This window comes from Hyphococcus aureus, from assembly GCF_042643165.1.
Lineage (GTDB): Bacteria > Pseudomonadota > Alphaproteobacteria > Caulobacterales > Parvularculaceae > Hyphococcus > Hyphococcus aureus.
On sequence record NZ_JBHRSH010000002.1, the window covers coordinates 346,787 to 360,466 of the forward strand.

9 protein-coding genes are annotated in these 13,680 nt (G+C 58.2%); 3 read left to right on the forward strand and 6 right to left on the reverse strand.

Annotation, left to right across the window (positions count from 1 at the left end; all coding sequences use genetic code 11):
• Window positions 1-34: 34 nt before the first annotated feature.
• From mfd to tpiA, 6 genes are all read right to left on the reverse strand, one after another.
• Window positions 35-3,508, reverse strand: coding sequence for a transcription-repair coupling factor (mfd, locus tag ACFOOP_RS14720; protein ID WP_379882901.1), 3,474 nt, complete (start codon window positions 3,506-3,508; stop codon window positions 35-37).
• A 128-nt stretch (window positions 3,509-3,636) separates the two neighbouring features.
• The gene (locus tag ACFOOP_RS14725) at window positions 3,637-4,572 is read right to left on the reverse strand and encodes a hypothetical protein (protein ID WP_379881876.1); all 936 of its coding nucleotides are present in this window, start codon (window positions 4,570-4,572) and stop codon (window positions 3,637-3,639) included.
• 165 nt (window positions 4,573-4,737) lie between these two features.
• Complete coding sequence (locus ACFOOP_RS14730) at window positions 4,738-5,970, reverse strand: GGDEF domain-containing protein (protein WP_379881877.1); 1,233 nt, start codon at window positions 5,968-5,970, stop codon at window positions 4,738-4,740.
• Window positions 5,971-6,129: 159 nt separating this feature from the next.
• Entirely contained in the window at window positions 6,130-6,396 is a 267-nt protein-coding gene (locus ACFOOP_RS14735) for an FAD assembly factor SdhE (protein ID WP_379881879.1), read from the reverse strand.
• Window positions 6,393-7,334 carry an alpha/beta fold hydrolase gene (locus ACFOOP_RS14740; RefSeq protein ID WP_379881880.1) on the reverse strand — a complete coding sequence of 314 codons (942 nt, stop codon included), beginning with the start codon at window positions 7,332-7,334 and terminating at the stop codon, window positions 6,393-6,395. The genes ACFOOP_RS14735 and ACFOOP_RS14740 overlap by 4 nt, the downstream gene beginning before the upstream one ends.
• A 6-nt stretch (window positions 7,335-7,340) precedes the next feature.
• Entirely contained in the window at window positions 7,341-8,069 is a 729-nt protein-coding gene (gene tpiA, locus ACFOOP_RS14745; protein WP_379881881.1) for a triose-phosphate isomerase, read from the reverse strand.
• Window positions 8,070-8,251: 182 nt separating this feature from the next.
• On the opposite strand from tpiA, the gene ACFOOP_RS14750 reads away from it, so the two are divergent.
• The 3 genes from ACFOOP_RS14750 (at window position 8,252) to ACFOOP_RS14760 (ending at window position 13,648) form a co-directional block, all read left to right on the forward strand.
• Complete coding sequence (locus ACFOOP_RS14750; protein WP_379881882.1) at window positions 8,252-10,147, forward strand: peptidylprolyl isomerase; 1,896 nt, start codon at window positions 8,252-8,254, stop codon at window positions 10,145-10,147.
• 6 nt (window positions 10,148-10,153) lie between these two features.
• On the forward strand, window positions 10,154-11,659 hold the full coding sequence (gene trpE, locus ACFOOP_RS14755) for an anthranilate synthase component I (protein ID WP_379881883.1): 1,506 nt from the start codon (window positions 10,154-10,156) through the stop codon (window positions 11,657-11,659).
• A 144-nt stretch (window positions 11,660-11,803) separates the two neighbouring features.
• Window positions 11,804-13,648: a DUF885 domain-containing protein gene (locus tag ACFOOP_RS14760; RefSeq protein WP_379881884.1), complete on the forward strand. Its 1,845-nt coding sequence runs from the start codon at window positions 11,804-11,806 to the stop codon at window positions 13,646-13,648.
• The last annotated feature ends 32 nt before the right edge of the window (window positions 13,649-13,680 follow it).

The following is a 13,680-nucleotide window of genomic DNA, read 5'->3' on the forward strand; positions in this document are numbered from 1 at the left end:
CCTCTCCGGGTCAAGAGGGCTCTCGAAACCGTGGCTAGGCCGCCTTTTCCGCGATTTCCGCGATGATCCCGGCGATCTTTTTCGCCCCACGCAGCCGCGCTTTGTCGTCACTCCATTCCTGGCGGAAGACGACTTTCTGGTCGGGACGCAGTTTCACATCGAGCGGCGACGACCCCATGAATTGCACCAGCCCCGCCACATTGGCGAAGGTGTCGTTGCGGAAGGAAATCACGGCGCCTTTCGGCCCGGCGTCGATCTTGGCGATGCCCGCCTTGCGGCAGACCGCCTTGATGGCGACGATCTCCAAAAGGTGCTCTACCTCGCGCGGCATCCGGCCGAAGCGGTCCACAAGCTCCGCCCCGAAGGCGTCGATTTCCGCCGGTTCGGTTACATCCCCCAGACGCCGGTACAGCGCCATCCGGACATCGAGGTCGGCGACATAATCCTCGGGAATCAGCACCGAGGTGCCGAGATTGATCTGCGGCGACCACTGGCCTTCCGCCTCGACGCCGCCTTCACGCAGTTCTGCGACGGCTTCCTCCAGCATGTGCTGGTAAAGCTCGACGCCGACTTCCTTGACGTGGCCGGACTGTTCCTCACCAAGCAGGTTGCCCGCCCCGCGAATATCGAGGTCGTGGCTCGCCAGCGTAAAGCCGGCGCCCAGCGTATCGAGAGACTGCATCACCTTGAGGCGGCGCTCGGCGGCGGCGGTCAGTTTCTTTCGGGCGCTTGTCGTCAGATAGGCGTAGGCGCGTTGCTTTGAACGGCCGACGCGTCCGCGCAATTGATAAAGCTGGCCGAGGCCAAACATGTCGGCGCGGTGAATGACAATCGTGTTTGCCGTCGGAATATCCAGACCGGATTCAATGATGGTTGTCGACACGAGCACGTCGAACTTGCCCTCATAGAAAGCCGTCATGATGTCTTCGAGTTCGCCTGGCGTCATCTGGCCATGGGCGATCTTGAATTTCAGCTCCGGCAATTCGTCAGACAGATATTCCGCGATATCATAGAGATCGGAAATGCGCGGCGCCACGTAGAAACTCTGACCGCCTCGATAATGCTCGCGCAACAGGGTCTCGCGCGCCACTACCGGATCGAACGGACCGACGGTCGTGCGCACCGCCAGCCGGTCAACCGGGGGCGTTGCAATCAAGGACAGATCGCGAATGCCGCTCATGGCGAGTTGCAGGGTGCGCGGGATCGGCGTTGCGGTCAGCGTCAGGACATGGGTGTCGGCGCGGAATTCCTTCAGGCGCTCTTTGTGTTTGACGCCGAAATGCTGTTCCTCATCGACAACAACGAGACCGATGTCGCGGAACTTGATGGTCTTTTGCAACAGCGCGTGGGTGCCGATGACGATGTCCACATCGCCTGAGGTCATTCCCTCTTTAGCTGCTTTCGCATCGCCGGCTGTGACCATGCGGGAAAGCTGCGCGACTTTTAACGGGAAGCCTTTGAAGCGTTCGGAGAAGTTCTTGTAATGCTGGCGCGCGAGCAGGGTTGTTGGCGCAATGACAGCCACCTGACGGCCGGTCATGGCCATGACAAAGGCGGCGCGCAGCGCAACTTCGGTTTTACCGAACCCCACATCGCCGCAGACGAGCCGGTCCATGGGCTGGCCTTTGGCGAAATCCTCAATCACGTCGGCGATTGCGTTTTCCTGATCTTCGGTTTCCGCGTAAGGGAACCGCGCGCAGAATTCGTCATAGGTTCCGGTCGTCGGCTCCACCACATCCGATGTGCGCATGGCGCGTTTCGCGGCGATGGCGATCAATTGTTCGGCGAGCATCTTGATGCGCGCGCGCATCTTCGCCTTGCGTCCCTGCCAAGCCGCGCCGCCGAGCTTGTCGAGCTGCACGCCGGCGTCGTCGGATCCGAAGCGCGACAGAAGTTCAATGTTTTCTACAGGTAGGAACAACTTGTCGCCGCCATGATATTCAAGATGGAGGCAATCATGGGGCGCGCCCTGCACCTCAAGGGTCTTTAGGCCCTGATAGCGCGCGATGCCGTGATCAACATGGACAACAAAGTCGCCGACATTGAGGCTCGAAGCTTCAGACAGGAAATTCTCCGCGCGTTTCTTGCGGCCCCGGCGCACCAGGCGGTCACCGAGAATGTCCTGTTCGGAAATGAAGGCAGCATCCGGCGTTTCAAAACCGGTCTCAAGGCCAAGCACCGCCGCCATTAATGGCGCCGCCGATTGCCGGACGCCCTTCCAGTCGGTGACGACATTCATGTCGTTCGCGCCATGGTCCGCAAGCACCGTCTTCATCCGATCCGCCGACCCTTCGGACCAGCATGCGATGACGACCTTCTTTTTCGCCGCCATTAATGACTTGGCGTAGGTGTTTACGGCGTCGAAGACATTGATGTTTTCAGCGGCGCGCTCGGCGGCGAAAGTGCGCCCGACCTTCGCGCCGAAATTGAAGGCCCGGGTGTTTTCCGGCGGCGCAAATGGCGAGAGCGGACGCAAATTCGTCGTGAACATGCGCTCTTTCCACTCGTCATTGCTAAGATAGAGCGCATCGGGCTTTAACGGCCGATAAACCGGCGCGGCGAAATCAGTATTCCGGGGTTTTCTCGTTTCCGTGTCTTCGGCGCGCGCCTCGTAATGGTCGCGAATAGCGTTGATCCGTTCTTCAACCGCCTCCTCCGCGAGATGATCCATGAAGACGAGCGCATCGCCGACAAAGTCGAATAACGTATCCATGTGATCATAGAAAAGCGGCAGCCAGTGTTCGGCGCCGGCATGGGTCCGCCCTGCACTGATCGCCTCGTAAAGCGGGTCGTCCCCGGCAGGGCCAAAACTCGCCACATAGCCCTTGCGAAAGCGCGAGATAGTGTCTTCCGACAACAGGATTTCACTCGCCGCCGCGAGGGAGAAACCTGAAAGCTGCCGCGTCGTGCGCTGGGTCTCTGCATCGAACGCGCGCACGCTCTCCAGCGTGTCCCCGAAAAAGTCGAGCCGCACAGGCTCTTCGGCACCGGGCGGAAAGATATCGACGAGGCCGCCCCTGACCGCGAACTCACCAGGCTCGCGTACCGTTGACGACCGCGCATAGCCATTAGCGCTCAAATACAGTGTTAGCGCATCAAGCTCCATCACTGCGCCCGGCGCCAGCGACAGGGCGGCGTTCTCGATGACTTCCTTAGGCGGCGTTTTCTGAAGGGCGGCGTTGGCAGGCGCGACAATGATAAAAGCGCCCTCGCCCCGGCGCCGGATCGCGGCCAGCGACGCCATGCGTTTCGAAGACACGGCTGGCGACGGCGAGACGCGGTCATAGGGAAGGCAATCCCATGCGGGATATTCAATGACGGGAATATCGGGCGCGAAGAATTTCAGCGATTGCGCCATCGCCGCCGCGCGTGTTCCGTCGCGGGCGATATGAAGCACGAGATCGTTTGTGGAGCGCGCGGCGTCAGCGACGGCGAGCGCATCGGCGCCTTCCGGCGCGCCGAAAATATCGAGACGGCCTTGTGCTTTCCAGGCGGTTTCAGCGCTCATCGCCGCCACCCCTGACACCATCGTCTTGCCGTCCGCCATCATCACCCTCAACGCAAAATGCGCGGGACGCCGATTTGACGGCCCGCGTTTGCGCTGCAATTAATCTCTGGCAGAGCTTAAGACAAGCCCTATTCAGGCTGTTGGAGAAGCTGCTCTAGTTGTTCTCGTTGAAGTTTTTCGATTTCAAGAGAATTTAGGCGCGACAGCCCATTTTCCGCTTGAAGCGTCTTCAAATATTCCGTCTTTTCAACAACACTCACCACCTCGCGGCCGATATCAATTTGCTCGGCAGTCACCACGTCTGCAAGGTTTGACGCCTTTACATCGACGGCATCTGCAGCAATCTCTGCCGAAGCGGGCGGTGCATCTCTCAGGATTGAGCGAGCTTTACCGACATTATATTTGCTCATAACCGCAGTTGCGAATTTCTGCGCTTTTATAATCTTGTTACTTTTCAGGAATGAAGCCTTGCCGGTGATGATGAAAATTCCTGGCGTGCTGAGATTAACCTTTTGATGCTGGTTTACTGTCATTTCAGCACGGTAACCTGTGGCCGACCATACATAACAGAAATCATCACTGTCACTTGCGCCAGCAGACGCGAGTGTCTGAAGTGCAAGCTTCATCGCATCTTTGTTCAATAATTGGGCTGATGCGGCTTTCATGAACTCTGCGACCGAAGTCTGAACGAGGTTTTTCTTTTCGGCTGAAACCTCAGCGCCAAATCCAGAAATTGAGCCGCCCTTTTCAACGATATACTGAAACAGTTGCGGCGTATCCAGACCGTCCAGGCTCACGGTCTTCTTTTCAACTATCGGATACGGCGTTCCAGAGACAGCATAGCCCCCCGCCTCATCCTCCTTACAAAAAAACACCGCACCAACGATATCTGTTGGCGCATTAAAATCTTTGATAATGTTACGATCCGCCTGAACAGCAGCAATTTGAGCAGCAAGCGTATCCTCTAGGTTCAGTTCTTTCACAGTATCGGGATCCTCAGCAAACGCGCCACCCGACAAGATCACAGCTACTAACATTACTAATTTTGGAACTGTTTTTAACATAGCCACACCCCTCTTCAATTTTGGTATTTATTGAAAATGACTACTCAACAATAATCTTACTGTAGTATACAGCCTGTGTGCTGATCAAGCCTGTCAAAGCCAGGCTGTAAAGCTAAAAAAGATCGCCTGGATGGTTGCCAAAGATAGGGCGGACCCGCGGCCTGGTCACAGACCGGCGGCGATCAGACCGTCACGGTGCTTGCGCCGCATATGGGCGTTCGCCGCTGTGCGCAGCTTTTCAACCTGCACATCGGTCTCGCAGGAGACACGGTTGCGGCCGTGATTTTTGGACAGGTAGAGCGCTTCATCGGCGCGGGCGATCACCGACAGAAGACCTTCGTCCGGCTGCAGCAGGGCGACGCCGAAACTCGCCGTAAAGGCGCTCGCAGCATCGTCATGGTCAGCGTCAATACGCAGCTTGCTAAAATCGCGGCGCAGTGCGTCCGCAAGATCCTTCACCACATGAACAGGTTCGCCGATGACAAGCATAGCGAATTCCTCGCCGCCGATGCGACCGGCAATGCGGTCATGGTCAGCATATTGGTTGAACAGGGCGCCAAGCTCCGCGATCACCATGTCTCCAAAGGCGTGGCCCCTTGTGTCATTGACCTGTTTGAAATGGTCGATGTCGGCGAGAATTACAGCGACGAAGTCGTTGTCCTTTTGCATGCGCAACAGGCTTTCCGCCGCATCTTCAAAGCCGCGCCGGTTATAAACGCCGGAGAGGCGGTCAGTCACAGAGCGCTGTTGCAGTTCGTCGATAATATCGGTGCTACAGGCGACCAGAAGCGCCATGCCCGTTGTCACCGCACAGGCACCGACAACGAAATGCAGCGCCATCACAAAGTCTGTCTGATCGAAACCGCTCGCCGAAAAAGACCATCCTGACAAATAGGCAAGCAGCACGGGGCGAACGAAACATTGCGCGCAGCTGACGAAGTAAATCCAGAAAATGACCTTGTCGATCGCGCGCGAGAGATGGTTGCGGATGTAAATCAGGCCGATCGAAAAGATCACGCCGCAACCGAAATTCGCGAGAAAGGAACTAGTCCAGCCATATCCATTCGTTGAATATGACCAGCTATAGAGCGCCATGTGAATGATGAACGCAGCGCCAAAGAGTTTCCACGGCGCCGACCCGCGATAAAGGCAGGCGACGCCAGCCGAAGACAAGACGGCTGTAAGAGCATAAACGCCGCTGATCGCAATGGCGCCTATTCTGAAAATGTCGGCCTGTTCAAGAATGTCGACGGTGAAGGCGGTTGCGCCGAGTAGATATGAAATGGCGAGCATCAGGACGGCGCGCGACGGCCGGACCGCGTTCACGGCGAAAAAGCCCGCTGAAAAAAGCAGGAATACGAGCGGGTTCAAAAGCTGGAAATAAGATTCCGCTTGCACGCTACGCAACACTCCACTCGGCAGGCCAACCCACCTTCCGGGTGTGATCAATAACGCGAAATTCGTAACGCAGCGTTATAGGACAGTGCAATTTTCGGGATTTGTTTAAGAAAAGGTTACGCAGATTGTTCGAAAGCGGCGGATATGAAAAGCGTTGCGTTAATCGCGGGGAATTTCAAACGCCTTGAGCTTGTCGAGGACGCTCCCCTGAAGCTCCGCCGGGGCCTCCATTTTGTCGGTCGCCCACGCATAGAGCTCCCGGTCATTCCGCTTTAACAGCGCTTCAAGCTGGTCCAGCTCGCCCGTTTCCATATCGCCGAGATGCGCCTTCGCGAAGCCGCCGATAAGAAGGTCTGCTTCTTTGAAGCCGCGATAGGTTGCGAGATATAAAAGCCGCTTGCGGCGAATATCGATGGTTTCGCTCATGCTTCACTATCCGTCATGGCGCGGATGACGCCGATAATCGCCTCGGTCTGGGAATGGTGAAGCGCATGTCCCGTATCGGGCAGCAGCAATAACGACGCGCCGTCGATTTCCGTGGCGAGCTGTTTTGAATGAATATCCGGGCTGACGGTCGTGTCGCTTGCGCCGGTGACAATGGCGACGGGGAGCGTCAGTGTTTCATAGCGTTCCTGTTGCGCGATGATTTCCGCTTTCAGATGCGCGATGTCGGCGGCGTTGGATTTGAAGTCATGGGGGCGAAACAACAGCGAAAGGCCGCTTTGCTCGTAATAGCCTTCCGGCGGCGTATCGGGCGCAAAGGAGCTGGCGACATTCTTTTCCGCAGATAAAGACCCGTAAGGCGGGATCACGATCCGGCGCAGAAGAAAGCCCGCGACGGGCCAGCCGGACACCTTATTGTACCAGGCAATGCCGCCCGGCCATTCATGACTGACCGCCGCCAACAGGACGAGCCCGCTCATCTCCTCCTGATAGTCGAGCGCATAGCGCAACGCCACGGCGCCGCCAAAACTCTGGCCCACCACCACTGGATTTTCGACGCCGAGCGCGTCTGCGGCGCCCTTGATCAGCCGCGCCTGTGTCTCCAGCCGCCAGCCATCATCGGGGCGAGAGGAATAACCCCGCCCCGGCCGGTCAATCAGAATGACACGATGATCCGCAGACAGACGATCGCCAAGCGCCAGTTTCATATCGCGCAAGTTTACGCTGGCGCCATGGATCAGGATCAGCGGCGGATATGCGCTGTCGCGCGGCCCCAAATCCATGACGTGAATCTGCTCCCCCTCAATCTCAAGAAAAGACCCAATCGCGGGGGCGCTCTTTTGCGCCGACCATGTCGCACAGCCGGAAAGTCCGGTCAGCGCTGCGACAATAAAAAGGGCGATCAGGAGGCTCACGCGCATTGCGGCCTACATCTCGCCCGGGGCCGCTTCGACGATGGGATAGAAATCATCGGCTTTCAGGCTGGCGCCGCCGACAAGGGCGCCATTGACGTTGGAGATGGCGAGAATTTCCTTGGCGTTGCCGGGCTTCACCGAGCCGCCATAAAGAAGACGCGTGCCTTCCGGCGTTTTCGACCGGATGAAATCGTGCATCTCGGAGATGTCGTGATTGGTCGGCGTCAGCCCGGTGCCAATCGCCCAGACCGGCTCATAGGCGACCACATAGGTTTCGCCGGTCTCGGGCAATGAGCCGGAAAGCTGTGCGCCGACAATTTCAAGCGCCTTGCCGCCTTCACGTTCGTCTTTGGTCTCCCCGACGCAGATGATGGGCGTCAGCCCGGCCCGGAAGGCGGCCTCAGCCTTGGCCTTGACGATGGCGTCGGTTTCACCGTGATCGGCCCGGCGCTCGGAATGGCCGACAATCACATAGGCGGCCCCGGCGTCGGCCAGCATTTCCGCGCTGATGTCGCCGGTATGGGCGCCGCTGGCCAGGGGATGACAGTCCTGCCCGCCGATCTGGATCGCCTCATCGGAATAGCTGGCGGCGAAAGCGGCGACGAGGGTCGCCGGCGGACAGATAAGAACCTCGCGATCATCAGGGGCCGAGCCCCCGAGCTTGGCGATCAGCGCGTCGATTTCCCCCTTCGCGCCAGCCAGCCCGTTCATCTTCCAATTCCCGGCAATCAGCGGTTTCATGGGCCTTGGCTCCCTTCATATTGTCGACTTTGGGCCGGGGTAAGCGATGCGGCGGGGCCTGTCCAGTCGGCGCGGCCAGCTATGCGCGGCGGCGGCCTTGCCGTTGACACAGGGCGCCACTAGGTTACGCCGCAATTTTGGAATGCGGCCAAGGATTTGGCCGATAAATCGAGGCGGTATCAATGCTCAGTCAGGTTCGCGGCGCGCTCAAAGGGGCGGTAGCCTGGATCGTCATCATTCTTCTGGTCGCGGCGTTCGCCTTGTGGCAGGTGCCGAATGCGTCGCAGCTGCTCGCAAATTCCGCGGTCACAGTGGGAAATGAAAGCTTCTCGCAGCGGACGGTCAGCAGCGAGTTTGACCAGACCTTCCAGCGCGCCTCGCGTGAGTCCGGCGGCGGTCTCACCCGTGAAGAGGCGGTCGCTAGCGGCATGGCGCGTCAGGTGGTCGACCGGCTCGTCACGCAATCGGCGCTCGACCAGTACGCCCAGAAGATGAATCTCGCCCTGCCCCGCTCGGCGATCCGCGACTATCTTCAGGAAAGCGAGATGTTCCAGAACCCGGCGACCGGCGCCTTTGACCGCACGACGCTGGAAAACATTCTGTTGAGCAACGGGCTGTCGGTGAAGCAGTTCGAAACCATGATGCATGACGACCTTCGCCGGAGCCAACTGGTCGAAGCGCTGGTGTCGGAAGCCTCGGCGCCGGACAGTCTGATGGATGCGATGGTCCTGCGCGAAACCGAACGCCGCCGCGTCGCCTATCTCACAGTGACAGATGAGATGTCCGGTGAAGCCGCCGAGCCCACGCCGGAAGATCTTCAGGCCTATTATCAGGAGAATGAAGAGGTCTTCACGGCGCCCGAATACAGAACATTCGACCTTCTGGTGCTGCGCGCAGATGATTTCCGTGAAGGTCTTGAAGCGTCGGAAGATGAAATGCGCCGTCTTTATGAAGCGGGCAAGGACCGGCTTTACTCCACGCAGGAAACGCGCACTCTTTATCAGATCACCTATGAAACCGAAGCGGAGGCCGAAGCCGCCGTCGCCGATCTGGCTCAGGGCGAAAGCTTTGAAAGCCTCGCGCTTGAGCGTGGAATGACGCTGGACGCCGTGACCTTTGCGGACGCCACGCAAAGCCAGATCGTCGATCCGGCGGTTGGCGCTGCCGCCTTCGAGGCCGGCGTTGCAGAAGGCGCTGTGGTTGGGCCCGTGCGCAGTCTCTTTGGCTGGACAGTGGCGCAGGTCGCCGCGGTCACGCCAGGCGAGGAGCGCTCATTTGAGGATGTGCGCCCCGAACTCGAAGCCTCGTTCCTCGACAATGATGTGCGCCGCCGCATGCAGGACGCCCTCGACGAGATCGAGGAAGTCCGCGACACCGGCGCCGAACTCGCTGAGGCGGCGGAAGCGGCAGGCTACACACTGGAAACATTCGGCCCCATCGATCGTGTCAGCTTCGCGCCGGGCGGCGCCATCATCGACAAGGTGCCGGGCGAGGCGATCGCGGAAGCCTTTCAGCTTGATGAGGGCGAGCAAAGCGAGGCGCTGCGCCTCGCCACCGAAGACGGTTATTTCTTCGTCTCCCTGCGCGAGATCATCCCTCCCGCGTTGAAGCCTTATGACTATGTCGAGGCGGAGGTTGAGCAGCGCTGGCGCGCCGACGAACGCCGTGAGCGTATTGAAAACACCGTCGCCGCGATTCGCGAAGCGGTGGCCGCGGGCGACAGCCTAAATGACGTCGCCGACACTTATGGCCGCGCGCCGATTGAACTCGTGATCGATCGCCGCTTCACCAATGAAGTGATCAACAAGCCGTTCAACGAGAAAATCTTCTTCGCCAAGCTCAATGATCTCGTTTCAAGCACTGTGGGCAACAATGGTGCGCAGGTGATCGCCGAAGTGCGCGAAATCGGCTTTGGCCGCAGCGCCATTTCGCCTGCCGAAGAAGCGCGCCTAGCTGAACTGGTCGGCATGCAGCTCGACCAGGAATTGATCTCGGCTTTTGTCGAAGGCATCCGCGAGGATTACGGGGTCAAGATCAATCAAACCCAGATCGACGCGATCTTCAGCGACGGATTCTAGCCTGCCGTGAGCGTAAGTCCCGATTTTGAAAGTTTTGAGCGGACTTATGCTGACGGGAGGCCGCAGTTAATCTGGCGCAGTCTGGTCAACGATCTCGAAACGCCGGTGTCGGCCTATCTGAAACTCGCCGCCAATCGCAAAAACGCCTTCCTGCTGGAATCTGTTGAAGGCGGCGAACAGCTCGGCCGTTTCTCGATCATCGGTTTCAAACCCGATATTATCTGGCGCGCGGACGGCGCAAGGTCGGAGATCAACCGCAACGCCGCCGTCGATGTGAACGCGTTTCAGCCTGAAGAAGGGCCGGCGCTCGAAAACCTTAAAAGGTTGCTGGCCGAATCCGAAGTCACCCCGCCCGAAGGCGCGCCGCCCATGGCCGCCGGCGTGTTCGGTTATCTCGGCTATGACATGGTGCGCCAGATGGAGCGCCTCGGCCCGAAACCGGAAGGCGGCCTTGGAACGCCGGATGCGCTATTCATCCGCCCCACTGTCGTTGCGATCTTCGACAATGTGCGTCAGGAAATCAGCCTGTTCTCACCAGTGCGGCCGGAGCCTGGCGTGCCGGCGCGCGCAGCTTATTCTCGCGCGGCCGAACGCCTTGCTGACGCCATATCGGATTTGCAGGCGCCCCTGGCCGAGGCGCGCAGCGCCGTAGATGAGAGCGCGCTGGAAGCGCCGCAAAAATCAAACACACCTGAAGCCGATTACAAGGCGATGGTGGCGCGCGCGAAAGACTATATCGGCGCTGGGGACATTTTTCAGGTGGTGCTGAGCCAGCGTTTCTCCCGGCCCTTCGATGCGCCGCCTTTTTCCCTGTATCGTGCGCTCAGGCGATCGAACCCCTCGCCTTTCATGTTCTATTTTAATTTCGATGATTTTCATGTGATCGGATCGAGCCCGGAGATTCTGGTGCGCGTGCGCGATGGCGAAATCACCATCCGCCCCATCGCCGGCACCCGCCCGCGCGGCGCCACCCCTCAGGAAGATAACAGACTCGCCGAAGAGCTGATCAACGATCCGAAAGAACGCGCGGAACATCTGATGCTGCTCGATCTTGGCCGCAATGATGTGGGGCGGTCGGCGGCGGTCGGCACGGTCAAGGTGACGGACCAGTTCACTATAGAGCGCTATAGCCATGTCATGCACATCGTCTCCAATGTGGTTGGCCGTTTGCGCGATGGCGAACATCCCGTGAATGCGGTCGTCAGCGGTTTTCCGGCAGGCACCGTTTCCGGGGCGCCGAAAATTCGCGCCATGGAAATTATCGACGAACTCGAAAAAGACGCGCGCGGCGTTTACGCCGGCGCCATCGGCTATTTCTCCGCCAACGGCAATGTGGACACCTGCATCGCGCTGCGCACCGCTGTGGTCAAGGACGGGACAATGTATGTGCAGGCGGGCGCCGGGATTGTCGCCGATTCCGATCCGGCCTCGGAGCAGGCTGAATGCGAAAACAAGGCGAAGGCGTTGTTCGCAGCGGCCAAATCCGCCCTCGCCCGCGAAGGCAACCGCTGATCACGGGGCTTAGCGCCGTCATTTTTGCGACGAATTGCTCGCCTCTTGCGATAAAGCCCTCGGCTCCCAGCGCGAATATGCCTTAAAACCCTCTCAGGCTGCGCGTATATCACACGCGCTCAAAGACCATGGAAGGGGTGCCTCATGATGAAATCACTCAAGGCCGCACTGGCCGCGACGACGGCTTTCGCCGCACTGACAGGCGCAAGCGTCTACGCACAAACAACGGAGCCGGCGGCGATGGAAGCCGCGCAAACCGAAGACGAACGCCTGTCCGCGTTTTTCGAGGAAATTTTCCAGCGCAATCTCGCCAACAGTCCGATCTTTCAGGCCCAGATGGGAATGAAGACCGAACGCTATGGCGAATGGGATGATTTCTCCGATGCTGAAGCGATCCGTCAGAATGAAGAAACAAAAGATGACCTGAGCCGTCTTCGCGCGGAATTCGACTACGACAAACTTTCTGAGCAGTCGAAAGTCAGCTATCGCATTTTCGAATTCCTGCAGGAGCGGGCCCTCGAAGGTTTTGACTACCGTTTCCATGGTTACGCCTTCTCGACCATGAACAATCCGTCGACCTTCCCGGCGACATTCCTGCAGAATATCCACCGCGTCGACAATGTTTCTGACGCGGAAGCCTATGTCTCGCGTATCAACAAGCTCGATGTCGCCATGGAGCAATTGATTGAAGGCATCGATATGGCTGCAGAGCGCGGCATTGTGCCGACCTCGTTTTCCTTCGACCCTGTGCTCGAAGACAGTGCCAATATGGTCAAAGGCGCGCCGTTCGACGATAGCGGCGAAGACAACGCCATCTATGCGGATTTCAAGACCAAGGTTGATGCGCTTGAAATTTCCGCGTCGGAAAAGGCCCGTCTTATTTCTGAGGCCGAAGCGGCGCTGACGGGCCCTTATAAAACCGCCTATGAAAGCTTTATCGCCAAGGTAGCGTCTTTGCGCGACCGCTCACACGGCCCCAACGGCGTCTGGGCGTTGCCGCAGGGTAAGGAATACTACGAAAACCAGATTTCATTCTGGACCAGCGAAAAAGACCTTTCCGCGGCGGAGATTCACAAGATCGGCCTTAAGGATGTGAAACGCATCCGCAAAGAAATGGAAAAAATCATCAAGCAGGTCGGCTTTGACGGCTCTCTGTCTGAGTTCTTCACCTTCCTGCGCACCGATCCGTCGAATTTCTTTCCGAACACTGATGAAGGCCGTCAGGCTTATCTGGATCAGTCAAAAGGCTATATCGACTCGATCTATGCGGATGTGGACAAATATTTCAATATTCTGCCGAAAGCCCCGCTTGAAGTGCGCAAGGTTGAGGAGTGGCGTGAAGAAACAGCGCCCATCGCGTTTTATAACCGTCCGTCCCCGGATGGTTTGCGCCCAGGCATCTACTACGTCAATCTGAAAGACATGACGACTAAACAGAAGCATGAGATGGAAACCGTCGCCTATCACGAAGGCGCGCCGGGCCACCATTTCCAGATTGCAATCCAGCAGGAACTGACCGGCGTTCCCACCTTCCAGAAATTCGCCTTTTTCGGCGCCTATACGGAAGGCTGGGGGCTTTACGCTGAGCGTCTTGCCAAGGAGGAAGGCCGCTTCACCGATCCGATGCAAGATTTCGGGCGGCTCCAAAATGAGATGCTGCGGGCCTGCCGTCTTGTTGTCGACACCGGCGGACATTCAAAAAAATGGACGCGCGAACAGATGATCCAGTTCATGCTCGACAACAATCCGATGACTGAGGAAGACGTGACCAAGGAAGTCGAGCGCTATCTCGACATGCCGGGTCAGGCCCTCTCCTACAAGATTGGTATGATCAAGATCCTCGACCTGCGTGACAAAGCGAAAAAAGCGCTGGGCGATGATTTCGACCTGCGCGATTTCCATGATGTCGTGTTGAAAAACGGCGCCGTCGCGCTGCCGATCCTGGAAGAACTTGTCGACGCTTATATCGCCGACAAAAAAGCGTCGTAACAAGCGCTGTCAGATCGTTAAATTTCAAATCA